At 71.1% G+C, this 22,936-nt stretch carries 19 protein-coding genes and 3 tRNA genes; 11 read left to right on the top strand and 11 right to left on the bottom strand.

The features are described 5' to 3' along the window. Positions 1 to 677: 677 nt before the first annotated feature. Positions 678 to 1,205, bottom strand: a complete 528-nt coding sequence (locus VE546_RS10705; RefSeq protein ID WP_324920986.1) for a DUF4760 domain-containing protein — start codon at positions 1,203 to 1,205, stop codon at positions 678 to 680. A 129-nt stretch (positions 1,206 to 1,334) separates the two neighbouring features. Between VE546_RS10705 and VE546_RS10700 the strand changes: the two genes are divergently transcribed. After that, entirely contained in the window at positions 1,335 to 1,532 is a 198-nt protein-coding gene (locus VE546_RS10700) for a hypothetical protein (RefSeq protein WP_324920985.1), read from the top strand. Positions 1,533 to 1,576: 44 nt separating this feature from the next. Here the strand turns inward: VE546_RS10700 and VE546_RS10695 are convergent, their stop codons facing one another. After that, a complete protein-coding gene (locus tag VE546_RS10695) occupies positions 1,577 to 2,671 on the bottom strand; it encodes an ABC transporter permease (RefSeq protein ID WP_324920983.1) in 1,095 nt (364 codons plus the stop codon). 107 nt (positions 2,672 to 2,778) lie between these two features. Here VE546_RS10695 and hrpA point away from each other — a divergent pair, with 107 nt between their 5' ends. The 3 genes from hrpA to VE546_RS10680 all read left to right on the top strand — a co-directional run bounded on the left by hrpA (position 2,779) and on the right by VE546_RS10680 (position 7,391). Then, positions 2,779 to 6,768: an ATP-dependent RNA helicase HrpA gene (hrpA, locus tag VE546_RS10690; protein WP_324920981.1), complete on the top strand. Its 3,990-nt coding sequence runs from the start codon at positions 2,779 to 2,781 to the stop codon at positions 6,766 to 6,768. A 90-nt stretch (positions 6,769 to 6,858) separates the two neighbouring features. Beyond that, a tRNA-Asp gene (locus VE546_RS10685) sits at positions 6,859 to 6,933 on the top strand. 128 nt (positions 6,934 to 7,061) lie between these two features. Continuing rightward, complete coding sequence (locus VE546_RS10680; RefSeq protein WP_324920980.1) at positions 7,062 to 7,391, top strand: DUF6274 family protein; 330 nt, start codon at positions 7,062 to 7,064, stop codon at positions 7,389 to 7,391. A 493-nt stretch (positions 7,392 to 7,884) separates the two neighbouring features. On the opposite strand, the gene bldC is transcribed toward VE546_RS10680, so the two are convergent. Both bldC and VE546_RS10670 read right to left on the bottom strand, forming a co-directional pair. Continuing rightward, positions 7,885 to 8,091, bottom strand: a complete 207-nt coding sequence (bldC, locus tag VE546_RS10675; RefSeq protein WP_020869672.1) for a developmental transcriptional regulator BldC — start codon at positions 8,089 to 8,091, stop codon at positions 7,885 to 7,887. Positions 8,092 to 8,590: 499 nt separating this feature from the next. Beyond that, the gene (locus tag VE546_RS10670; protein ID WP_324920977.1) at positions 8,591 to 9,454 is read right to left on the bottom strand and encodes a hypothetical protein; all 864 of its coding nucleotides are present in this window, start codon (positions 9,452 to 9,454) and stop codon (positions 8,591 to 8,593) included. 201 nt (positions 9,455 to 9,655) lie between these two features. Between VE546_RS10670 and VE546_RS10665 the strand changes: the two genes are divergently transcribed. Next, the gene (locus VE546_RS10665; protein ID WP_324920976.1) at positions 9,656 to 10,834 is read left to right on the top strand and encodes a Leu/Phe/Val dehydrogenase; all 1,179 of its coding nucleotides are present in this window, start codon (positions 9,656 to 9,658) and stop codon (positions 10,832 to 10,834) included. Positions 10,835 to 11,320: 486 nt separating this feature from the next. After that, on the top strand, positions 11,321 to 11,599 hold the full coding sequence (locus VE546_RS10660) for a DUF3073 domain-containing protein (protein ID WP_324920974.1): 279 nt from the start codon (positions 11,321 to 11,323) through the stop codon (positions 11,597 to 11,599). A gap of 121 nt (positions 11,600 to 11,720) precedes the next feature. On the opposite strand, the gene purM is transcribed toward VE546_RS10660, so the two are convergent. From purM to purS, 7 genes are all read right to left on the bottom strand, one after another. After that, positions 11,721 to 12,806 (bottom strand): phosphoribosylformylglycinamidine cyclo-ligase, encoded by a 1,086-nt coding sequence (purM, locus tag VE546_RS10655; RefSeq protein WP_324920972.1) that lies wholly within the window; start codon positions 12,804 to 12,806, stop codon positions 11,721 to 11,723. 58 nt (positions 12,807 to 12,864) lie between these two features. Next, positions 12,865 to 14,424: an amidophosphoribosyltransferase gene (gene purF / locus VE546_RS10650; RefSeq protein WP_324920971.1), complete on the bottom strand. Its 1,560-nt coding sequence runs from the start codon at positions 14,422 to 14,424 to the stop codon at positions 12,865 to 12,867. Positions 14,425 to 14,499: 75 nt separating this feature from the next. Beyond that, positions 14,500 to 15,303 carry a maleylpyruvate isomerase family mycothiol-dependent enzyme gene (locus VE546_RS10645; RefSeq protein ID WP_324920969.1) on the bottom strand — a complete coding sequence of 268 codons (804 nt, stop codon included), beginning with the start codon at positions 15,301 to 15,303 and terminating at the stop codon, positions 14,500 to 14,502. A gap of 64 nt (positions 15,304 to 15,367) precedes the next feature. Continuing rightward, on the bottom strand, positions 15,368 to 16,636 hold the full coding sequence (locus VE546_RS10640; protein WP_324920967.1) for a hypothetical protein: 1,269 nt from the start codon (positions 16,634 to 16,636) through the stop codon (positions 15,368 to 15,370). Positions 16,637 to 16,762: 126 nt separating this feature from the next. Next, positions 16,763 to 19,012 (bottom strand): phosphoribosylformylglycinamidine synthase subunit PurL, encoded by a 2,250-nt coding sequence (purL, locus tag VE546_RS10635; RefSeq protein ID WP_324920966.1) that lies wholly within the window; start codon positions 19,010 to 19,012, stop codon positions 16,763 to 16,765. After that, positions 19,009 to 19,689 (bottom strand): phosphoribosylformylglycinamidine synthase subunit PurQ, encoded by a 681-nt coding sequence (purQ, locus tag VE546_RS10630; RefSeq protein WP_324920964.1) that lies wholly within the window; start codon positions 19,687 to 19,689, stop codon positions 19,009 to 19,011. The genes purL and purQ overlap by 4 nt, the downstream gene beginning before the upstream one ends. Next, positions 19,686 to 19,952 carry a phosphoribosylformylglycinamidine synthase subunit PurS gene (purS, locus tag VE546_RS10625; RefSeq protein WP_324920962.1) on the bottom strand — a complete coding sequence of 89 codons (267 nt, stop codon included), beginning with the start codon at positions 19,950 to 19,952 and terminating at the stop codon, positions 19,686 to 19,688. The genes purQ and purS overlap by 4 nt, the downstream gene beginning before the upstream one ends. A gap of 334 nt (positions 19,953 to 20,286) precedes the next feature. Between purS and VE546_RS10620 the strand changes: the two genes are divergently transcribed. The 5 genes from VE546_RS10620 to VE546_RS10600 all read left to right on the top strand — a co-directional run bounded on the left by VE546_RS10620 (position 20,287) and on the right by VE546_RS10600 (position 22,920). Next, positions 20,287 to 20,604: an Lsr2 family protein gene (locus tag VE546_RS10620; RefSeq protein WP_324920960.1), complete on the top strand. Its 318-nt coding sequence runs from the start codon at positions 20,287 to 20,289 to the stop codon at positions 20,602 to 20,604. Between the two features lie 101 nt (positions 20,605 to 20,705). Beyond that, positions 20,706 to 20,780: transfer RNA gene (locus tag VE546_RS10615), tRNA-Gly, on the top strand. 71 nt (positions 20,781 to 20,851) lie between these two features. Then, positions 20,852 to 20,924: transfer RNA gene (locus VE546_RS10610), tRNA-Gly, on the top strand. A gap of 164 nt (positions 20,925 to 21,088) precedes the next feature. Further along, a complete protein-coding gene (locus VE546_RS10605; RefSeq protein ID WP_324920958.1) occupies positions 21,089 to 22,102 on the top strand; it encodes an ABC transporter ATP-binding protein in 1,014 nt (337 codons plus the stop codon). After that, positions 22,099 to 22,920, top strand: a complete 822-nt coding sequence (locus VE546_RS10600; RefSeq protein WP_324920956.1) for an ABC transporter permease — start codon at positions 22,099 to 22,101, stop codon at positions 22,918 to 22,920. The genes VE546_RS10605 and VE546_RS10600 overlap by 4 nt, the downstream gene beginning before the upstream one ends. Positions 22,921 to 22,936: the final 16 nt, after the last annotated feature.

The following is a 22,936-nucleotide window of genomic DNA, read 5'->3' as shown; positions in this document are numbered from 1 at the left end:
TTCCTCAGGACGACCACGGTTCGGCAACAAAGCATCACCAACCGCCTACTAAGCGCCACAGCCTGCGCTGACATCACCAGATGACATCAACGTCCCCGGACAACAGCGGACCGGAGCAGCCGCAGAGACACCAAGAACTGTCAGGCGGACGAGAGCTGAGCAGGCCATACAGTTCGGTGATCGAACTTGTAAGGCGGCGGTCAGGCCAGTCTGTACACATCAGCAAGGGCCATTGCGGGACGCGACTGACGGCAGTCTGACGGCAACGTCGGCGAACGCCACCGAACGCAGCCGTACGTCATTGTCTGTCAACGTTGGTCGTTGCCGGGCAGGAGGATGATCCACTCCGTACGATCAACTCGCCTGAAAAGCGGAAGGTCGCCGGTTCGACCCCGGCCCCAGCCACCGCAGGAAGCCCCCGTGCGAGTCACTCGCCGGGGGTTTTTCCGTATCCCCGGCGCCCGTGGCCGCCGCCGGCGGCTCGGGTGGGGCGCCCCTCGATCCGCCACCGGCGTGGCACGGCCCCCGAGCACGCAGCGGACGGCCGAGGGCCGCGGATGCGGAGCCCCGGGCCCCACGCGTCGATGAACAGGACCGGGGCCGGCGTGAGGCCGCCCGACTCCAGGAGCGCCCCGGTCCGGGGCGTGGGCTGCCCCGTGCGTCTCGCCCCCGTTGCCTCAGTCGATGCAGCCGGGGGGTGTGAAACCCGCGCTGCTCTTCAGTCCCACCTCCCGGTAGAGGGCTTCCACGTCCGCTTCCTTCGCATCGAGGTACAGGTTCTCGAAGAAAGCCAGGAACGGCCCCTTCCTTTTCTCCCGTTCCTTCAGCACGAAGGGACGCAGCGCTTCCCATACCTGCACGACGCGGTAGTTGAAAACGCCGAGCGCGATGCAACGGTCCAACACGCCGAGGGCGTACATCATCCCTATGCTCTCGTACAGGAACGCGACGTTCCACACAGCGTGCCTGGCGTCCTCGTCGGACAAGCCTCCGACGCCGCCGTCGGGCGTGTTTTCCTCGGCGAGACGGTGAACGACGTAGTCCTGGTCACTCTGGTACTCCTTGTTACGCACGTCACGCAGGTACAACTCAAGGACCGCGGAGAAGTCGCTCGTCCTCCGCGCATGGCGGAATTGCCGCCGTGCGGTCACGGCGGCCACGATTAAGGCGAGCAGCGAGACAGCCAGAGTTGCCGCGTTGTACACAGTCCCCCCAAGTAATTCACACAACGCTGAGCGCGATTATGGCAGCCGCTTCCCGGCTTGCACAGGGCGTGAAAGCACCCGTTCCCGTCCGAGGAATGCGACTCCGCCGGAATGACGGGTGCGGGCGCCATGAACCGGACGGTCCGGCCGGCGGTGACGGGCGTGGTCGTCTTCAGTCCGGTGCTGGAGCACGTCGTGGCGGAGTCCTTCGGGACCGGACGCGTCTGCGCCGGACGCGAGGTCGGCGACCGGCTGCGCGCCCGGTGCGAGGGCGGGGCACCGACCACGTCACCGTGCGGCGGTACCCGGCCGGCGAGTGCCTGCTGAGCGCGGGGACGGCCGGTGCCGGCGCCCCCGGGCCGCGCCCCGGCCTACGGGCCGGCGGTACGGCCGCCGGGATGGCGGTGGCGCCAGACCCAGAAGACGGCGCAGGAGACGACCGCCCAGCCGGCCAGCACCAGGTAGGGCTGTACGTGCTGGTGACCGGGGAAGTAGACGGCCGTGTGCTGGGCGTTGACGGAGGCGCCCGGGGGCAGCCAGCGGCCGATGGTGCCCAGGGGCGAGGGAAGGAGGGGCCAGGAGACGGCGCCGCCGGAGGACGGGTTGCCGAGGAGGACCATCAGGCCCCAGGTGGGGAGCATGGCCCAGCGGCCCATCAGGGCCTGGAACATGGTGAAGACCATGCCCGAGGTGAACATGGTCAGGGCGAGGATCATCCAGGAGTGGACGAAGGGGAAGCGGACCGCGTCCAGCAGCCAGCCCACGACCGCGGTGATGGCGAAGCCGCCGAGCAGGGAGTAGGCGGCCGTGAAGGCGATCCTCTCGGCCGGGTCCAGGGCCTTGGCGTGGATGCTCATCTGGATGGCGCCGATGAATCCGGTGACCACCGCCGCGAGGGAGACGTAGAACAGGGCCAGGCCGCGCGGATCGCCCGGGCCCAGCGGTTTGACGTCCCGCACCTCCACCCGCAGGCCGGTCCTCTCGTCCACGGTCCGGGCGGCCTGGGTCAGCAGTTCGGCGACGGAGGCGCCGGACGCGCCGGAGACGTCCAGCATCAGCGGGTTCCGGTCGATGTCCGCGGGGACGCGCAGCACGGCGAAGACCTCCTGGGACTCCAGGGCGTCCCTGGCCCCGGCGTAGGTGGGGTACTCGTGCAGATCCAGGGAGGAGCGCAGGTCCTCGCTCACGGCGTCGGCGAAGGCCGCCGCGCGCTCCCGGTCGGCGGGGGCGCCGACGGCCGCCACCGGGATGCGGTGCGGGGTGGGGTCGGCCATGGCGTAGGTGTACGAGCCCGCGAAGAGCCCGGCCGCGGCGGCGATGATCAGCGTCAGCACGGAGGCGGGCAGGAACGGCGACCGCTTGAAGCGCCGCCACCACCCGGGGCCGGTTCCGCCGTGACCGGGGGCATCATGAGAGCCGTGCGCACCGCGCGAACCGTGCGAGATGGGGTGGCGCTGGTCGCTCATGCGCCTCACCCTAGCCAGCCATTCCTCCCATAAGACCGCATATCGTTCATGGGTCCCGGTGAATTGATTCGCCCGGCACTCGACGCGGGTGCGATCCTGGAGTCCGTATGTCCACTGTGTCTGTTCCCACCCTGCCCGCCCTCCTGGAGCGACTGCCCGAGCTGATGCTGCGCGACCAGCAGCGGCTGGGACGGCGGCTCGAAGGCACCCGCCGCATCCGCAAGCCGGAGGCGCGGCAGGCCGTCCTCGCCGAGATCGCCGCCGAGATCGAGCGGGCCGAGCTGCGCGTCGCCGCGCGGCGGGAGGCCGTACCCGCGATCGACTATCCCGAGCAGCTCCCCGTCAGCCAGAAGAAGGACGAGATCCTGGCGGCGATAAGGGACCACCAGGTCGTGATCGTCGCGGGTGAGACCGGCTCGGGCAAGACCACGCAGATCCCCAAGATCTGCCTGGAGCTGGGGCGCGGGGTGAAGGGCCTGATCGGGCACACCCAGCCGCGGCGGATCGCGGCCCGCACCGTCGCCGAGCGGGTCGCCGAGGAGCTGCGGACGCCGCTGGGCGAGGCCGTCGGCTGGAAGGTCCGCTTCACCGACCAGGTGGGCGAGGACACCCTGGTCAAGCTGATGACGGACGGCATCCTGCTCGCCGAGATCCAGAACGACCGGGAGCTGCGGCAGTACGACACGATCATCATCGACGAGGCGCACGAACGCAGCCTGAACATCGACTTCCTGCTGGGCTACCTCGCCCAGTTGCTGCCGCGCCGCCCCGACCTGAAGGTCGTGATCACCTCCGCGACCATCGATCCCGAGCGCTTCTCCCGGCACTTCGGCGACGCCCCGATCATCGAGGTGTCCGGCCGTACGTACCCGGTGGAGGTCCGCTACCGGCCGCTGCTGGAGGAGGACGGCGACAACCCGGACCGGGACCAGATCACCGCGATCTGCGACGCGGTGGACGAGCTCCAGGCCGAGGGGCCGGGCGACATCCTGGTGTTCCTCTCCGGCGAGCGGGAGATCCGGGACACCGCCGACGCGCTGAACAAGAAGAACCTCCGTTCCACGGAGGTTCTTCCGCTGTACGCGCGGCTGTCGCACGCCGAGCAGCACCGCGTCTTCCAGCGGCACAGCGGGCGGCGGATCGTGCTGGCCACGAACGTGGCCGAGACCTCGCTGACCGTCCCGGGCATCAAGTACGTCATCGACACCGGGACCGCCCGCATCTCCCGCTACAGCCACCGCACCAAGGTCCAGCGGCTGCCCATCGAGCCGATCTCCCAGGCCAGTGCCAACCAGCGCAAGGGCCGCTGCGGGCGCACCTCGGACGGCATCTGCATCCGGCTGTACTCCGAGGAGGACTTCCTCTCCCGCCCGGAGTTCACCGATCCGGAGATCCTGCGGACGAACCTGGCGTCCGTCATCCTCCAGATGACCGCGGCCGGGCTCGGCGACATCGAGCGCTTCCCCTTCATCGACCCGCCGGACCACCGCAGCATCAAGGCCGGCGTGCAGTTGCTGGAGGAGCTGGGCGCCCTCGACCCGGGGCAGAAGGACCCGCGCAAGCGGCTGACGGAGACCGGCCGCAGGCTCGCGCAGTTCCCGGTGGACCCGCGGCTGGCCCGGATGGTCCTGGAGGCCGATCGCAACGGCTGCGTCCGCGAGGTCATGGTGATCGCCGCGGCCCTGTCCATCCAGGACCCGCGCGAGCGCCCCGCCGACAAGCAGCAGCAGGCCGACCAGCAGCACGCCCGCTTCCGGGACGAGAACAGCGACTTCCTGACCCTGCTCAACCTGTGGCGGTACGTGCGCGAGCGGCAGAAGGAGCTGTCCTCCTCCGCCTTCCGCCGCATGTGCAAGACGGAGTTCCTGAACTACCTGCGCATACGGGAGTGGCAGGACATCTACGTCCAGCTCCGCCAGGTCGCGAAGTCCATGGGCATCCACCTGAACGACCAGGACGCGGACGCCGACCGCATCCACCAGTCGCTGCTGGCGGGCCTGCTGTCGCACGTGGGCCTGAAGGACGCCGACAAGAACAACGAGTACCTGGGGGCGCGCAGCGCCAAGTTCGCCGTCTTCCCCGGCTCGGCGCTGTTCAAGAAGCCGCCGCGCTGGGTCATGTCGGCCGAGCTGGTGGAGACCTCGCGGCTGTGGGCGCGGGTCAACGCGAGGATCGATCCCGACTGGATCGAGCCGCTCGCCCAGCACCTGGTCAAGCGCACCTACAGCGAGCCGCACTGGGAGCAGAAGCAGGCGGCGGTGATGGCGTACGAGAAGGTGACGCTCTACGGCATCCCGATCGTCGCGCAGCGCAAGGTGAACTACGGGCGCATCGACCCGGAGACCTGCCGCGACCTGTTCATCCGCAACGCGCTGGTGGAGGGCGACTGGCGCACCCACCACCAGTTCTTCCATGACAATCGCAAACTGCTGGGCGAGGTCGAGGAGCTGGAGCACCGCGCCCGCCGCCGCGACATCCTCGTGGACGACGAGACGCTCTTCGACTTCTACGACCGCCGCATCCCCGACCACGTGGTCTCCGGCGCGCACTTCGACTCCTGGTGGAAGAAGAAGCGCCGCGAGGAGCCGGACCTGCTCAACTTCGAGAAGTCCATGCTCATCAACGAGCGGGCCGGGGAGATCACCAAGGCCGACTACCCCGACGTGTGGCGTCAGGGGAAGCTCAGGCTCCGGGTGACGTACCAGTTCGAGCCGGGCGCCGACGCCGACGGCGTCACCGTCCACGTCCCCCTCCAGGTGCTCAACCAGGTCACCCCCGAGGGCTTCGACTGGCAGATCCCGGGCCTGCGCACGGACCTGGTCACCGAGCTGATCCGCTCCCTGCCCAAGGCGATCCGGCGCAACTGCGTGCCCGCGCCCAACTTCGCCCGGCGTTTCCTGGAGACGGTCTCCGAGCGGGACGCCCAGGGAGGCGGAGTGCCCGAGGAGACGCTGCGGGAGCCGCTGACGGCCGTGCTGGCGCGCGAGCTGACGCGGATGACGGGCGTACGGGTGGCGCCGGAGGACTTCGACCTCTCCAAGGTCCCCGACCACCTGAAGATCACCTTCCGGGTGGTGGACGAGCGCCGCCGCAAGCTCTCCGGGGACTCCGAGAGCAAGGACCTGGACGCGCTGAAGACCGCCCTGCGCCCCCGTACCCGGGCCGCCCTGTCCAAGGCGTTCGAGTCCGCCCGGGAGAGCGGCGGCGGAGGCGTCGAGCAGCGCACCGGCCTGACCTCCTGGACGGTCGGCACGCTCCCGCGCACCTTCGAGACGCGGCGGGCGGGGCAGCCGGTCAAGGCGTATCCGGCGCTGGTGGACGACGGCGACTCGGTGTCCGTGAAGCTCTTCGACACCGAGGAGGAGCAGCGGCAGGCGATGTGGCGCGGCACGCGCCGGCTCATCCTGCTCAACCTGCCCTCCAACCCGGCCAAGTTCGCCCTGGACAAGCTCTCCAACCGCGACCGGCTCGCCCTCGCCGCCTCCCCGCACGGCAGCGTGCAGGCGCTGTTCGACGACTGCGCGACGGCCGCCGCCGACCGGCTGATCGCGGCGCACGGCGGCCCGGCCTGGGACGAGGAGGGCTTCCGCAAGCTCTTCGACGCGGTGCGCGCCGACATCATCGACGCCACGACGGCGACCGTCCGGCAGGCGCGGGAGGTGCTCGCCGCCTGGCAGGCCTGCGAACGCCGCCTGAAGTCGCCCCCGCTGACGAACAGTCCGGCACTCGTGGCGAGCCTGGCGGACGTCCGGGAGCAGCTCGCGGAGCTGGTCTGCCCCGGATTCGTGACGGCGCACGGCGCGAAGCGCCTGCCGGACCTGCTGCGCTACCTGGTGGCCGCGGACCGCCGCCTCCAGCAGCTCCCCACCAACGTCGAGCGGGACCGCGCCCGGATGGCGAAGGTGAAGGAGATGCGGGACGAGTACGAGTGGCTGCTGGAGCAGTTCCCGCCGGGGCGGCCGGTGCCGCGCGAGGCGAGGGAGATCCGCTGGATGATCGAGGAGCTGCGGGTCAGCTACTTCGCCCACGCCCTGGGCACGGCGTACCCGGTGTCGGACAAGCGCATCATCAAGGCGGTGGACGCGGCGGCGCCGTAGTGCTCCTGACACGGTCGGTGAGTTCGCCTTATGCCCCTGAGCTGCTGTAGAGTCTCTTCTCGCAGCCCGGAGATCCGGCTGCGGGTTGATGGTCCTGTGGAGCAGTTTGGAGTGCTCGCCACCCTGTCAAGGTGGAGGCCGCGGGTTCAAATCCCGTCAGGACCGCATCGCAACGGCCCGAATCCCCCGCGGATTCGGGCCGTTGGCCGTTTCTCCCGCCGCTCCGTGCGCCGCTGGGCGTCTTGACGCCCCCGCGGGCCGCCGGTACCCCTGCTACAGGGAGGTGGGGCGCCATGCCGACGACTCCGAAGTCCCCACGGCACGCGACACGGGCCCTGCTGAGAGCCCATCTGGCGGCCGCGGCGCGCTACGGCCACGCGACCCGCCACTGTCCGGTCTGCCACCGGCTGCAGCGGCTGGCGATGGAGCCAGCGGACGACCCCGCGGACGAGCCTCCCGGGCCGCGCCCGGAGGCGCTCGCGGCGGCCCCCGCGGCGGCCGGGCCGGAGCCCCGCCCGGAGGCACCGATGGAGCCCCGTACGGCCGCGGCGCCGGCGGAGGCCGCGCCGGGCGCGGAGCCGGGCGGGGGGCTGCCCTCCACCGCGGGCCGGCCCGCGGACTGACGCGCCGTACGCCGCCTTCCGGCCGTCGGCCGCCGGAAGAGGGCGTCATGTGCTTATTTCCCACTACCGCACGGTAGTTGTGCGGGCAAGGGCCAGACGATGTGACGGGAGTCACCGAATCGGTTCACCGGAAGGGGGAATTCTCCCCCTTCCGGCACCGGCCAAATTTAATATGTGCCATTGCACTGTTCGCCGACGGTCGCCCTCCCCCACTTTCTCCACCACCTCCCCACGCCCCCTCCGGGACGCGGGAGGGGCCGGCGGCGGTCCGCGAACGCCCTTGCGGGGACGGCCCGTTGACGCGCCGAGGCCCCTGGGCCGGACCCGGACGGTCCGACTCAGGGGCCTCGGAGAACCAAAGACCGCGCTGGGCCCGGCGGAGCCCAGCGCGGTCAACGTTCAGGCCACGTGGGGGACACCGGCCTGACGGGTGGTGCTGTAGCGGGCGACGGAACGGGATGGGGGCCCCTGTACGCCCGTCTTACGGGGTTGTTCAGCCCTCGCTGCGCTGCTGCGGAATACCCGCCAGCAGAGCGCGCACCTCCGCCTCGCGGTAGCGGCGGTGCCCTCCGAGCGTGCGGATGGACGTGAGCTTGCCTGCCTTGGCCCAGCGCGTGACCGTCTTCGGGTCCACGCGGAACATGGTGGCAACCTCAGCCGGGGTCAGCAGCGGCTCGGCATCAGGGGTGCGAGCGGTCATGAGCGGCCTCCTCGGGAGAACCGAACCATCACGGTTCTTTCCTCTAAATTCTGCACCTTGACCCACGTTGCCCGAAATGGCGGACGCGGGCCGAGTCGGTTATAGGACGAACGGCTTGTCCTCGGCACTACAACTACACCATCTGTCCAGCCACGTCGGCCAAACCGACGGAATTGCCCTCTCAGGTGGCCAACCTCGACGGAAGCCGATGGACCATGTCATAACGGACAGTCACATCGCCGTGACGATCGGTTACAACGTGAGCAGAGCCCCTCGGGTTCTCCGAAGGGAGCGCAATACCGATGGTTCCGACCATAGTTGGCCGGATGAAGCCCCCATCCGGACTCCTTGTCCTATTTTGACACGAGAGGTGTCCTTAAGGGCAAGACCCGGGTAAGTGCTTTCCATCACGCTTGAGCCAATCGCCCGGATCGCGTGGATCGGGGCGGACTCACCGCGCGCGGAGCGCACGCACCGGAGCACGGCCGCGCGGCATGCCTCAACTGGCCAGTCCCCGTTGCCGTACGGCCCGCCAGCGCTCGGTCAGCCGCTCGTACGCGGCGCTCGCCCGTTCTCCGTCCCCCTCGCGCAGCGCCGCCAGGCCCTCCGCGGCGTCGGCCGCGGAGTGATCCGCGGCGAGTTGGTCCTCGGAGATGGTATACACCAGTCCGCCGTAGTCCAGCTCCACCAGCGAGCGCGGGTGGAACTCCTCCAGCCATCGCCCCACATCGACCAGCCCGTCGACCAGCGGGTTGTCCTCCAGCTTCTCCCGCAGCACCCGCAGCGCGCGGGCCACCCGCCGCCGGGCCTGCACCATCGGGGTGCGGTAGCGCAGCACCAACTCCTCCTGCCCGCCGCTGCCGGCACCGCCGCCCTGCCCCTTGCCGTACTCGCGTTCCTCGTCCGAGAACAGCACGAACCAGCGGATCGGCACGTGCCAGGCCGCCGAGCGGATCCACGGCCGGGCGTCCGGGTTGCGCTCGCGCCAGCGGTCGTAGTCCGCCGCCGCCTCGCGTCGCACCACCGGCGGCACCGCCGCGTCCAGCACCGGCGCCGGCAGCTCGGCGCCGATCCGGTCCAGCGCCTGCCAGCCGCGCAGGCGGGTGCGCCAGGGGCAGACGCAGACGACCCCGTCCACCTCGGCCACGAAGGCGTCCGCGCTCTCGCGCACCGGCACCACGACGGGCGGCACCGGGACCAGGTCGGCCAGCGCCCGGCGCAGTTCGTCCTGGGCGCTGGGCAGGTGCTCGCGCCGGGCGTAGCGGGCCCAGTGCGAGCGCTCCGGCTCGGGGAAGGCGGCCAGCGGTTCGTAGACCCGCAGGTAGGACGCGTACGGGACGACCACCGGAGTAGTGAAGGCCACGGGTTTCTTCCTCCCGGAGCGATTGGCCGAGGGGCGTGCGACGGCAGTTCAATACCCCGATCGTGGCACCGCAACTGCATCCCTGTACTCCCGGGGGCCATCAGGCCATACTCTCGTGCCATCCGGCCCGCCCGTTTCCTCCCGCCACAAGCCGGGGGAGGCTGGGAGGGCATCCTTCCGCGACATACAGGAGTCACCACCGTGACTGACGTACGTCCCGCCGTCAGCGTCGACGGACCGGTCGAGAGCAAGGTCCTGCACACCCTGTTCCACTCCGAGCAGGGAGGTCACGAGCAGGTCGTGCTGTGCCAGGACCGCGAGAGCGGCCTGAAGGCCGTCATCGCCATCCACTCCACCGCACTGGGCCCCGCCCTGGGCGGCACCCGATTCCACGCGTACGCCTCCGAGAAGGACCCCGAGGAGGCCGCCGTCCTGGACGCGCTCAACCTCGCCCGGGGCATGTCGTACAAGAACGCCCTCGCCGGGCTGGAGCACGGCGGCGGCAAGGCAGTGATCATCGGCGATCCCGAGCAGCTCAAGAGCGAGGCGCTGCTGGAGGCCTACGGGCGCTTCGTCGCCTCGCTGGGCGGTCGCTACGTCACCGCGTGCGACGTGGGCACCTACGTCCAGGACATGGACGTCGTCGCGCGCACCTGCCGCTGGGTCACCGGCCGCTCCCCCGAGAACGGCGGCGCGGGCGACTCCTCGGTGCTCACCGCCTTCGGCGTCTACCAGGGCATGCGCGCCAGCGCCAAGCACCTGTGGGGCGAGCCCACGCTGCGCGGCCGCAAGGTGGGCATCGCCGGCGTCGGCAAGGTCGGCCACCACCTGGTGGAGCACCTGCTCGACGACGGGGCCGAGGTCGTGATCACGGACGTGCGGAGCGAGGCGGTGGAGCGCGTCCGCGCCGCGCACCCGGAGGTCACCGCGGTGCCCGACACCGACGCGCTGATCCGGACCGAGGGCCTCGACGTGTACGCGCCCTGCGCGCTCGGCGGCGCCCTCAACGACGAGACCGTCCCCGTCCTCACCGCGAAGGTCGTCTGCGGCGCCGCCAACAACCAGCTCGCCCACCCGGGCGTCGAGAAGGACCTCTCCGACCGGGGCATCCTCTACGCGCCGGACTACGTGGTGAACTCCGGCGGCGTGATCCAGGTGGCGGAGGAGCTCCACGGCTTCGACTTCGCACGCGCGAAGGCAAAGGCGGAGAAGATCTACGACACCACGCTGTCGATCTTCGAGCGCGCCGTGACCGACGGGGTGCCGCCGGCGGTGGCGGCGGACCGCATCGCCGAGCAGCGGATGGCCGACGCCCGACGGGCGGACAGGGGCGACAAGAGCGGCAAGGCCGACCGGGCCGACGCGGCGGACAGGTCCTGACAGAGCCTGACGGGCCCGACAGGACCTGACAGGCCGCACGGGAGCCGACGGCGCCCGATGAACCGGGACGGGCCGGACAGGCCCCGACAGGTCCGGAGGACACCGGCAGACGCCGGCGGACCCGGCAGGTGCGACAGCTCCCGACAGTCCCGGACAGCCCCTGACAGTTCCCGGCGGGGTTCCCTGACCCAGCGTCTCACGTCCGGTCACTCACCGTGACGGGTGGTGAGGGAGACATCCCTCACCACCCCTGGGCGGGTGACCGGACGGACAGAAGGTAAAATCGTCACTGACCAGCAGAGAAATGGTCACCAGGCGGGGTGGGCACCTGCCGTGTCGCGCGGGCGGCGTACCGTACGGCCACGGAAGCAGGTACCGTTGAAGCTCCACGGACGGTCTCTCGATCGCATCGAGGGTCCGCTCCGCATCGTGAACGCGTGTCAAGACTCTGGGGCCGTTGAGCCCCGTCGTTGAGGGGGTCGAGCCATGGGGCGCGGCCGGGCCAAGGCCAAGCAGACAAAGGTCGCCCGCCAGCTGAAGTACAACAGCGGTGGGACTGATCTTGCACGCCTGGCTGAGGAGCTGGGCGCATCGACGTCGAGTCAGCCGCCGAACGGCGAACGGTTCGAGGACGATGAGCTGGACGACCCGTACGCACGGTACGCGGATCTGTACAACGACGACGACGAGGACACGGAGGACGACGAGCAGTCGGCCGGCCCCCGCCAGTCCTCCTCTCCGTCGAACCACCGACGCCGCGCCTGACGCCGTCGTCCACTGAACACAGCGGTCTCATTCCGGGATCTCATACCGATCACCACCCGGTCCGGTCACAGCCGGACCGGGTTTTGGTGCTCTCTTCGGTCCTCTCGGTCCTCCCGCCCGTTCAGCCGGCGTAGTCACCCGTCAGCGTCACCGCCGCGGCGCGGTCGCCGCGCTCGGTGATCTCGCCGGCGACCCAGGCGTCCACACCGCGCTCCTCCAGGGTGGCCAGGGTCGTCGCGACCGACTCCGGCGGGACGACGGCGACCATGCCGACGCCCATGTTGAGGGTCCTCTCCAGCTCCGCCCGCTCGACCCGTCCGAGGGCGCCGACGGTGCCGAAGACCGCGCCCGGGGTCCAGGTGGAGCGGTCCACGGTGGCGTGGAGTTCCCCGGGGACGACCCGGGCGAGGTTGGCCGCGAGCCCACCGCCGGTGATGTGCGAGAAGGCGTGCACCTCGGTGGCGCGGATCAGCGCCAGGCAGTCCAGCGCGTAGATCTTGGTGGGCTCCAGCAGCTCCTCGCCCAGCGTGCGGCCGAACTCCTCGACGTGCCGGTCCAGCGCCCAGCCGGCCCGGTCGAAGAACACGTGCCGCACCAGCGAGTACCCGTTGGAGTGAAGACCGCTGGACCTCATCGCGACGACCACGTCGCCCGCGCGGACGCGGTCCGCGCCCAGGACCTCACCGGCCTCGACGACGCCCGTGCCCGCGCCCGCCACGTCGTACTCGTCGGGACCCAGCAGGCCCGGGTGCTCGGCCGTCTCGCCGCCGACCAGTGCGCAGCCCGCCAGCACGCACCCCTCGGCGATGCCCTTGACGATCGCCGCGACCCGCTCGGGGCGCACCTTGCCCACGCAGATGTAGTCGGTCATGAACAGCGGCTCGGCGCCGCAGACCACCAGGTCGTCCACGACCATGGCCACCAGGTCGTGGCCGATCGTGTCGTGGACGTCCATCTTCTGCGCGACGGCGACCTTGGTGCCCACGCCGTCGGTGGCGGAGGCCAGCAGCGGACGCTCGTAGCGCTTGAGGGCGGAGGCGTCGAAGAGTCCGGCGAAACCGCCGAGGGCGCCGACGCTCTCGGGCCGCCGGGTCTTCTTCACCCACTCCTTCATCAGCTCGACGGCGCGGTCGCCCGCCTCGATGTCCACTCCGGCGGCGGCGTAGCTCGCGCCCGTGCCGGCCGCGTCTGGGTTGGTGGAGGTCATGGTCTTCCTCTGTGACGGACGGTGACTCACGCGGCTCGTCGCGGAGTCGGGTGCGGAGTCAGGGCCTGCGCAGCGCGTCGGCCGCGCCGGCGCCTCCCAGCAGGGTCCGGACCCCGTCGGGGTCCGCACTGGCGGTCTCGGCCGTCTCGGCCTCCAGCAGGTGCTTGCCCAGCAGCCCCGGGTCCGGCAGCTCCATCGGGTACTCCCCGTCGAAGCAGGCCCGGCAGAGGTTCGGCTTGGCGATGGTGGTGGCCTCGACCATCCCCTCCAGGGAGATGTACGCCAGGGAGTCCGCCCCCAGCGAGGTGCCGATCTCCTCGACCGACAGGCCGTTGGCGATCAGCTCGGCGCGGGTGGCGAAGTCGATGCCGAAGAAGCACGGCCACTTGATGGGCGGGGAACTGATCCGCACGTGGACCTCGGCCGCGCCCGCCTCGCGCAGCATCCGCACCAGGGCGCGCTGGGTGTTGCCGCGGACGATCGAGTCGTCGACGACCACCAGGCGCTTGCCGCGGATGACCTCCTTGAGCGGGTTGAGCTTGAGGCGGATGCCGAGCTGGCGGATGGTCTGCGAGGGCTGGATGAAGGTCCGGCCCACGTAGGAGTTCTTGACCAGCCCGCTGCCGTACGGGATGCCGCTGGCCTCGGCGTAGCCGATCGCGGCCGGGGTGCCGGACTCCGGGGTCGCTATGACCAGGTCCGCGTCCACCGGGGCCTCGGCGGCCAGCCGGCGCCCCATCTCCACCCGGGAGAGGTACACGTTGCGGCCCGCGATGTCGGTGTCGGGGCGCGCCAGGTAGACGTACTCGAAGACACAGCCCTTCGGCTTCGCTTCCGCGAAGCGCTGGGAGCGGAGCCCCTCCTCGTCGATGGCGACCAGCTCGCCCGGCTCGATCTCCCGGATGAAGGAGGCGCCGACGATGTCGAGCGCCGCGGTCTCGGAGGCCACCACCCAGCCGCGCTCCAGGCGGCCGAGCACCAGCGGGCGTATCCCCTGCGGGTCGCGGGCGGCGTAGAGGGTGCGCTCGTCCATGAAGACCAGGCTGAACGCGCCCTTGACCTTCGGCAGGACCTCCGGCGCGGCCCGCTCCACGGTGAGCGGCCTGCCCTGGTCGTCCGTCTGGCCCGCCAGCAGCGCGGTGATCAGGTCGGTGTCGTTGGTGGCGGCGACCTGGGTGGCCCGGCCGCCCGTGCTGGGCAGGGCGGCGACCAGCTCGGCCAGCTCGGCGGTGTTGACCAGGTTGCCGTTGTGGCCGAGCGCGATCGAGCCCTGCGCGGTGGCGCGGAAGGTGGGCTGGGCGTTCTCCCACACCGACGCGCCGGTCGTCGAGTAGCGCGCGTGGCCGACCGCGATGTGGCCCTTGAGGGAGCCGAGGGAGGTCTCGTCGAAGACCTGGGAGACCAGACCCATGTCCTTGAAGACGAGGATCTGGGAGCCGTTGCTCACCGCGATGCCCGCGGACTCCTGTCCCCGGTGCTGCAGCGCGTACAGCCCGAAATAGGTGAGCTTGGCGACCTCTTCGCCCGGAGCCCAGACACCGAAGACGCCGCAGGCGTCCTGGGGGCCCTTCTCACCGGGGAGCAGGTCGTGGTTGAGTCGTCCGTCACCACGTGGCACGCCTTTGAGTCTAGGACAGGTCCCGCGGTGGTCAGAACTCGGGAGCGCGCCGCGCGATCGCCCCGTTCGGGGCCATCAGCCCAGTACAGGGAGGTGGTCACGCAGATCCGCGCGCTCACCGCTCGCTGTGAGATGCGCCGCATCGAGCTCTTTCTCCCATGTTGTCCGGCCGGTGGCCAGACGGATCCAGGTGAGCGGATCGGTCTCCACGACGTTGGGCGGGGTGCCGCGAGTGTGCCGGGGCCCCTCGACGCACTGGACGACCGCGAAGGGCGGAATCCTCACCTCCACCGCGCCGCCGGGCGCCTTGGCGGCCAGGGCGTCGGCCAGCAGCCGCACGGTGGCGGCCAGGGCCTGGCGGGCCGGCGGGACGCGGACGCCGGTGGCGCGGGTGAGGTCGTCGCTGTGCACGACCAGCTCCACCAGACGCGTCACCGTGAAGTCCAGGGCGCGCATGGCACCGAAGTCGTGCGGCAGCAGCACGTCGGCCCGGACGGCCTGCTCCAGCACCGGCTCCAGCTCCTCGACGGCGTCGTCGACGGCCGCCGCGGCGCTCCGGTACGCCTGGGCGTGCTTGCGGGTCGCCGCGTCCAGCTCCTCGGCGGCGCCGGCGGTGGACACCGCCCAGGTGTTCAGGTCCGTCTCCGGCGCGGTGGCCCGGGGCGGCGGCTCGGCGAGCAGCCGGGGCACCGCCTCGATCTGCCCGGCGATGTGGGCCACGAGGTGGTGCACGTCCCAGCCCGGCAGCCCGGAGGGCCGGGCCAACTGCTCGGGGGTGAGCTGGTGCACGGCGGTGCGCACGGACTCCACCTGCGCGATGAGCCCGGCCCGCACCAGGGCCGGGTCGTACGTCCTGGGCTTGCGCTTCACCGGAGGCATGGCGTCAGCGTAGAACGCGCATGACCGCGGCAGGCGGTTACCCGCCGGTCGGGTGACCGCGGGGTCACTCCTCCCGCCGGTAGTCCCCCTTCGCGGGCAGGGCGACGTCCGTGCAGCCGCGCCGCCCGGCGACGTCCTCGACGTAGGCGCGGAAGACCGGCTCCAGGTGGCGGGCCGCTCCGTGGGCGTACGGCCAGGAGACGGTGAGGGTGTGCACGGCCGGTCTCCCGCCGCACACGGAGGTGGCCCACAGGGTGTTCCCCTCGGGGTCGTACCCGCCCCGGCCGGCGACGGCCACCCGGTCGTCGTCGACGGGATCGGTCGAGACGCGCTCGGCGGCGTCCCCGAAGAAGCTCTCGGCGCTGATCCACCAGGTCCTGTCGTCCATGGAGGAGTTCTCCCGGAACCGTCGGTACGCCGGATCGTCCGCGTACCGCCGGTACACCGCGCCCCGGGCCTCCCCGGTGACGCTCAGCAGGCAGCGCTCCTCCCACACGCGGTCGCCGGTGCGGGCCTCCAGGACCCGGTCCGGCAGCCAGCCGGAGGCGTTCGCGGGCTTCTCGTCCAGCCTCGCCCGGCCGTACCAGGCGCAGGTGCCCTCGGCCTCGTCGGGGGCGACGGGCTCGGTGTTCAGCGCCGGTATGCCGTTCGGCGGCTCGGGGAGGCGGTCCGGGCAGCCCAGTTCGCCGGCGAGGTTGTTGGCGGTGACGACCGCGATGCCGGCCAGCCGGTCGCGGTCGCCTTGGGTGAGCTGGCCGTCCTCGGAGAACTCCGGCCGCACGGCCGCGTCCAGCTCGGCGGAGGCCCGTACCGCGGTGATCCTCCTGCCCCGGTGCTCGACGCCGGGGCAGGGCAGCCGGACGAAGACGCCGGTGTCGGTGACGTGCCCGGGCACGCCCCCGCCGATCGGCTGGTGCACCCGGGGGATGCCGACGTACGGGTTGCCGGGGTCGAGCGCGTCCTCGAAGCCGTCGTCGACCGGTTCGGACGTCCACCCGGTGGGCTCGGTGGCGATCCGCGCGGAGAAGAAGAAACCGCCCCCTCCCACGCGGCGCTTCCGGGCGGTCTCCTCACTGCGCAGGACGCAGTCCTGCGGCAGCGGGGCGTCGCCCAGCCGGATTCCGTCCGAGACGTTCCGGGCGGGGGTGATCTCGCCCCCGCTCCCGGAGAGGGCCAGCACCTCGCCCGCCGGGACCAGACCGCCGCACGCCTCGTCCACGGTGTGGCGGCGGTCCCACCACTCCCACAGCGTCCAGCCGCTCAGCCCGATGGCGAGGACGGCCACGGTGCACATCAGCCGGTTGAACACCCTCCGCCGTCGCTCGCGTCCCATTCCCCGCCCCCCCGGTGCCGTACGGTCCGTGCGCCCGGCAGCGAACCTACCAGCGCCCTGTGACACGGTGCCCCGCCCCCAGGCGGGGGCGGGGCACGGAAGGCGCGGGTGCGGCCGGGCGGGACGTCAGCCGAAGAGCGCCGGGATCGTGGCCTCGTGGACCTCGCGCAGCTCCGCCAGCGGGATGGTGAACTGCCCCTGGACCTCGATCGCGTCCCCGTCCACGACGCCGATGCGGGTGGCCGGGAGGCCCCGGGCGCCGCACATGTCGGTGAAGCGCAGCTCCTCGCTGCGCGGGACCGAGACGATGGCGCGGCCGGCGGACTCGGAGAAGAGGAAGACGAACGGCTCCAGCCCGTCGGGGACGATCAGCCGCGCGCCCTTCCCGCCCTTGAGGCAGGACTCGGTGAGCGCCTGGATCAGCCCGCCGTCGCTCAGGTCGTGCGCCGCGTCGATCATGCCGTCGCGGGAGGCGGCGATCAGGATCTCGGCGAGCAGCTTCTCCCGCTCCAGGTCCACCTTCGGCGGCAGCCCGCCCAGGTGGTCGTGGATCACCTGGGACCAGGCCGAGCCGCCCAGCTCCTCGCGGGTGTCGCCGAGGAGGTAGATGAGCTGGCCCTCCTCGGTGAACGCCATCGGCGTGCGGCGGGTGACGTCGTCGATCACGCCGAGCACGCCGACCACCGGGGTCGGGTGGATGGCCGTGTCGCCGGTCTGGTTGTACAGGGAGACGTTGCCGCCGGTCACCGGGGTGCCCAGCGCCTGGCAGGCGTCGGCCAGGCCGCGGCACGCCTCGGCGAACTGCCACATCGCGCCCGGGTCCTCCGGGGAGCCGAAGTTCAGGCAGTCGGTGACGGCCAGCGGCCTGGCGCCGGTGGTGGCGACGTTGCGGTACGACTCGGCCAGCGCGAGCTGCGCGCCGGCGTACGGGTCGAGCTTGGCGTAGCGGCCGTTGCCGTCCGTGGCGACGGCGACGCCCAGGCCCGTCTCCTCGTCGATGCGGATCATGCCGCTGTCCTCGGGCTGGGCGAGGACGGTGTTGCCCAGCACGTAGCGGTCGTACTGGTCGGTGATCCACGCCTTGGACGCCTGGTTCGGGGAGCCGACCAGCTTCAGGACCTGTTCGCGCAGCTCCGCGCCGTCCGACGGGCGGGGCAGCTTGTTCGCGTCGTCGGCCTGGAGGGCGTCCTGCCACTCGGGGCGGGCGTAGGGGCGCTGGTAGACCGGGCCCTCGTGGGCGACCGTGCGCGGGGGGACGTCGACGATCTGCTCGCCGTGCCAGTAGATCTCCAGCCGGTCGCCGTCGGTGACCTCGCCGATCACCGTGGCGATGACGTCCCACTTCTCGCAGATCTCCAGGAAGCGGTCCACCTTGTCGGGCTCGACGATGGCGCACATCCGCTCCTGCGACTCGCTCATGAGGATCTCCTCGGGCGAGAGCGTGGAGTCGCGCAGCGGCACGGTGTCCAGGTCGATGCGCATGCCGCCGGAGCCGGCGCTGGCCAGCTCGGAGGTGGCGCACGACAGGCCGGCGCCGCCGAGGTCCTGGATGCCGACGACCAGCTTCTCCCTGAAGATCTCCAGGGTGCACTCGATGAGCAGCTTCTCCTGGAAGGGGTCGCCGACCTGGACGGCCGGGCGCTTGGCGGGACCGGTCTCGTCGAAGGTCTCCGACGCCAGGACGGAGACGCCGCCGATGCCGTCGCCGCCGGTGCGGGCACCGTAGAGGATGACCTTGTTGCCCGCGCCCGAGGCCTTGGCCAGGTGGATGTCCTCGTGCCGCATCACGCCTACGCACAGGGCGTTGACCAGCGGGTTCCCCTGGTAGCAGGGGTCGAAGACGACCTCGCCGCCGATGTTGGGCAGGCCCAGGCAGTTGCCGTAGCCGCCGATGCCGGCGACGACGCCCGGCAGGACGCGCCGGGTGTCGGGGTGGTCGGCGGCGCCGAAGCGCAGCGGGTCCATCACGGCGACCGGGCGGGCGCCCATGGCGAGGATGTCGCGGACGATGCCGCCGATGCCGGTGGCCGCGCCCTGGTAGGGCTCGATGTACGACGGGTGGTTGTGCGACTCGACCTTGAAGGTGACGGCGTAGCCCTGGCCGACGTCCACCACGCCCGCGTTCTCGCCGATGCCCACCAGCAGGGCGTCGGTCTCGGGGGCCTTCTCGCCGAACTGCCTGAGGTGCACCTTGCTGGACTTGTACGAGCAGTGCTCGGACCACATCACGGAGTACATGGCCAGCTCGGCGCCGGTGGGACGGCGGCCGAGGATCTCCCGGATGCGGTCGTACTCGTCCTGCTTGAGGCCGAGCTCGGCCCAGGGCTGCTCGACGTCGGGGGTGTCGCTCGCGTGCTTGACGGTGTCGAGAGTCATGAGGAGGTGACCAGCTTCTTGAGGACCGAGGTGAAGAATCCCAGGCCGTCGGTGGTGGGCCCGGTCAGGGTCTCGACGGCGTGCTCGGGGTGCGGCATGAGGCCGACCACGTTCCCGGCCTCGTTGCAGATGCCGGCGATGTCGCGGCGGGAGCCGTTGGGGTTGACCTCCAGGTAGCGGAAGACCACCCGGCCCTCCGCCTCCAGCTCGTCGAGCGTGCGCTCGTCCGCGACGTAGCCGCCCTCGCCGTTCTTGAGCGGGACGGTGATCTCCTCGCCCTCGGCGTAGTCGGACGTCCAGGGGGTCCGCGCGTTCTCCACGCGCAGTTTCTGGTCGCGGCAGACGAAGTGGAGGTGGTCGTTGCGGGTGAGCGCGCCGGGCAGCAGGTGCGATTCGCACAGCACCTGGAATCCGTTGCAGATGCCGAGCACCGGCATGCCCGCCCGGGCCTGCTCGATGACCGTCTCCATCACCGGCGAGAAGCGGGCGATGGCGCCGCAGCGCAGGTAGTCGCCGTAGGAGAAGCCGCCGGGCAGCACGACGGCGTCCACCTGGTGGAGGTTCTTGTCGCGGTGCCAGAGGGCGACCGGTTCGCCGCCCGCGAGGCGGATGGCGCGCCGGGCGTCCACGTCGTCGAGGGAGCCGGGGAAGGTGACGACTCCGATGCGGGTCGTCATGCCGTGGTCACCTCTTCGCTCTCCTCGACGCGGACCGTGAAGTCCTCGATGACGGTGTTGGCGAGGAACGTCTCGGCCAACTGGTGAATGCGGGCGAGGACGGCGTCGTCGACCGGTCCCTCCACCTCGAGTTCGAAGCGCTTGCCCTGGCGGACGTCGGTGATGCCCTCGTAGCCCAGCCGGGGCAGCGCCCGCTGAACCGCCTGGCCCTGGGGGTCGAGGATCTCCGGCTTGAGCATGACGTCGACTACGACGCGAGCCACAGGTACTCCCGGTGGGTGTTGGTGCTGGAGGCTGCTGCTTCAGCGTACCGGGCGGAAAATTCTACTCGCGTAGATACGGGTTGGTTCGGTCACGGTCAGGTATCAGCGTCCCGAAAACCGCCGGGAAGTACTGCGAACGTGGGGGGCGAAAACGTAAAGTCCCGTTCGCAGCATGACACGCGGGCGGGAATTCAACCGCTTCGCCAGACAATGCCTGCCGCTGTACAAAGGAAAAGGCATTGAACCCGATCGACCGCAGCACCGGCATCACCGCACGTCAAACAGTGATTCCACGGTGTTCTGGACGGCGATCCTCCCGAAAGGACCGATATCCGTGGCGCAGCGCGTAGTGGTCACACTCTCCGACGACATCGACGGCGGGGAAGCATCGGAAACGGTCACCTTCGGCCTCGACGGCAAGTCGTACGAGATCGATCTCAACCGCGAGAACGCAAAGAAACTGCGGATGAGCCTCGCCCCCTATGTGCGGGCCGGCCGCAAGCGGTCGAGGTCGGGCAGGACGTACCAGCACACCTCCGTCGCGCCGGACCCGGCGGCGGTGCGGGCGTGGGCCCGGTCCAACGGCTTCGAGGTGCCGCCCCGCGGGCGCATCCCCAAGAAGGTCTACGACGCCTTCAACGAGGCCCACTGAGCCGCCCGTTGGGCCGACTTGCCATCCACCCCGGGTGATCGGCTAAAGTCTGGAGCACACCGCCCGGGGCGGCCGGAAACGGCCGGAGCCGGGGTGGTCACGCGGGTGTAGCTCAGTAGTAGAGCGCCCTCTTTCCAAGAGGGAGGCGCAGTGTGCGATTCCTGTCACCCGCTCCATTCGCTCAGCCGGTCCTCGCGGATCGGGTAGAGTGAAGAGGCGCCACTCGGTGAGAGCCGAGGGGTGGCACGCGGACGTAGCTCAGTTGGTAGAGCGCAACCTTGCCAAGGTTGAGGTCGCGAGTTCGAGCCTCGTCGTCCGCTCGCGAAGAAGGCCCCGATCCCAGCGGATCGGGGCCTTTCCCGTGTGTCCGGCGGGTGTGTCGGACGTCTCCCCCGAACGCCGCTCCGATCGACTGACATTTGTCATATGTGATCGTGACAGCCCGCACTGCCCGGACGCCCGCGCGGGCGGAACCGTGGAAGACATGAACACCGGGGAACAGGTCATCGAGGTGAGCGGGCTGCGGCGGCGCTACGGCCCGGCGAAGGGAGACGGCTTCGAGGCCGTGCGGGGCATCTCGTTCTCCGTGGCGCGCGGCGAGCTGTTCGCGCTGCTGGGGACGAACGGGGCGGGCAAGACCTCCACCGTCGAACTGCTGGAGGGTCTGGCCGAGCCCAGCGGCGGCCGGGTGCGCGTGCTCGGGCACGACCCGTACCGCGAGCGCGCCCGGGTACGGCCCCGGATCGGGGTGATGCTCCAGGAGGGCGGCTTCCCGTCCGACCTGACCGTCGCCGAGACCGCCAGGATGTGGGCCGGCTGCACCAGCAGGACGTGGGGGGCGTCCCCGTCCGCCGCGGGCCGGGGCGCCGTCGCGGAGGCGCTGGAGACGGTGGGGCTCACCGGACGCGCGAACGTACGCGTCAAGCAGCTCTCCGGCGGCGAGAGACGACGGCTGGACCTGGCGACGGCCCTGCTCGGCCGCCCCGAGGTGCTCTTCCTGGACGAGCCGACGACCGGGCTGGACGCCGAGGGCCGGCGGGAGACCTGGCGGCTGGTGCGGGAGCTGCGCGAGAGCGGCACGACCGTGGTGCTGACCACGCACTACCTGGAGGAGGCCGAGCAGTTGGCCGACCGGCTCGCGATCATGCGGGCGGGGCGGATCGTCGTCTCCGGCACCCCCGCCGAGGTCACCGCCACGCGCCCGTCCCGGATCCGCTTCGCCCTGCCCGAGGGGGTGCCTGCGGCGCGGCTCCCGCTGTCGCTGCGGGCCGCCGCCGAGGGCGGCCGGGTGGAGATACGCACCGGGCGGCTGCAGGAGACGCTGACCGAACTGCTGCTGTGGGCACGGCAGGAGGGCGTGGAGCTGGCGGGCCTGGACGCCCGATCGGCGTCCCTGGAGGAGACCTTCCTGGAGATCGCCCACGCGGGCGGCGGGGACGACGGGGACGGCACGGCCACCGGCCGGACCGCGGAGCCGACGGAGACGGGGACACGATGAGCACGACGGACACCGCCCCCACCACGGGCACGGCGACCACCTCGGCCACCTCGGTCACGGCCGCCGTGAAACGGATGCGGTCGCTCGGCCGGGCCGAGCTGACGCTGCTGACCCGCAACCGCACCGCGATGTTCACCGCCCTGCTGATGCCGTTCGCCATGGTGATGTTCATACGGTCCACGGTCAGGCAGGTCCCGCTGGAGGGCACCGGCCTGAACGCCACCGGCGTGGTGATGACGGGCGGGATCGCCATGGTGCTGATCTTCGTCATCTACGCCAACCTCATACCCACCTACGTCTCCCGCCGCGAGGAGCTGGTGCTCAAGCGACTGCGGACCGGGGAGGTGCGCGACGGGGAGATCCTGGTCGGCACCGCGCTGCCGGTGGTCACCGTGGCGCTGGCGCAGTGCGCGCTGCTGGTCGTGGCGGGGGCGACCCTGCTGGAGATGGCCCCGCCCGGACGGCCGGTCCTGCTGGTCCTGGGCGTGCTGCTGGGCATCGTCCTGATGGTGCTGATGTCCGCCGTGACCGCCGTCGTCACCAGGACCGCGGAGAGCGCGCAGATCACCGCCCTGCCGCTGATGATGGCCTCGCTCGTCGGCTCCGGGATCATAGCCCCGCTGGAGATCATGCCGGACCGGGTGGCCGACGTGCTGCGGGTGCTGCCGATGTCCCCGGTGACCGACCTGGTGCGGTACGGCTGGCTCGGCGGCGGCGAACCGGGCGAGGTGCTGCGGGCGGTGGGGATCGCGGTGGCCTGGGCGGTGGCGTCGGTGTTTGCTGTACGGCGGTGGTTCCGCTGGGAGCCGCGTCGTTGAGCGGGGGGTGACGGAA

It is taken from the genome of Streptomyces sp. (genome assembly GCF_035644915.1).
Lineage (GTDB): Bacteria > Actinomycetota > Actinomycetes > Streptomycetales > Streptomycetaceae > Streptomyces.
This window is presented reverse-complemented; position numbering and strand designations above follow the sequence as displayed.

Excerpts from the sequence above, each read along its gene's own strand:
- VE546_RS10640 (WP_324920967.1), bottom strand. The coding sequence starts at position 16,636 with ATGGGACGCGAGCGACGGCGGAGGGTGTTCAACCGGCTGATGTGCACC.
- VE546_RS10680 (WP_324920980.1), top strand. The coding sequence starts at position 7,062 with ATGCCGACGACTCCGAAGTCCCCACGGCACGCGACACGGGCCCTGCTG.
- purL (WP_324920966.1), bottom strand. The coding sequence starts at position 19,012 with ATGACTCTCGACACCGTCAAGCACGCGAGCGACACCCCCGACGTCGAG.
- purQ (WP_324920964.1), bottom strand. The coding sequence starts at position 19,689 with ATGACGACCCGCATCGGAGTCGTCACCTTCCCCGGCTCCCTCGACGAC.
- purM (WP_324920972.1), bottom strand. The coding sequence starts at position 12,806 with ATGACCTCCACCAACCCAGACGCGGCCGGCACGGGCGCGAGCTACGCC.
- VE546_RS10695 (WP_324920983.1), bottom strand. The coding sequence starts at position 2,671 with ATGAGCGACCAGCGCCACCCCATCTCGCACGGTTCGCGCGGTGCGCAC.
- VE546_RS10605 (WP_324920958.1), top strand. The coding sequence starts at position 21,089 with ATGAACACCGGGGAACAGGTCATCGAGGTGAGCGGGCTGCGGCGGCGC.
- VE546_RS10700 (WP_324920985.1), top strand. The coding sequence starts at position 1,335 with ATGAACCGGACGGTCCGGCCGGCGGTGACGGGCGTGGTCGTCTTCAGT.
- VE546_RS10600 (WP_324920956.1), top strand. The coding sequence starts at position 22,099 with ATGAGCACGACGGACACCGCCCCCACCACGGGCACGGCGACCACCTCG.
- hrpA (WP_324920981.1), top strand. The coding sequence starts at position 2,779 with ATGTCCACTGTGTCTGTTCCCACCCTGCCCGCCCTCCTGGAGCGACTG.
- VE546_RS10660 (WP_324920974.1), top strand. The coding sequence starts at position 11,321 with ATGGGGCGCGGCCGGGCCAAGGCCAAGCAGACAAAGGTCGCCCGCCAG.
- bldC (WP_020869672.1), bottom strand. The coding sequence starts at position 8,091 with ATGACCGCTCGCACCCCTGATGCCGAGCCGCTGCTGACCCCGGCTGAG.
- VE546_RS10645 (WP_324920969.1), bottom strand. The coding sequence starts at position 15,303 with ATGCCTCCGGTGAAGCGCAAGCCCAGGACGTACGACCCGGCCCTGGTG.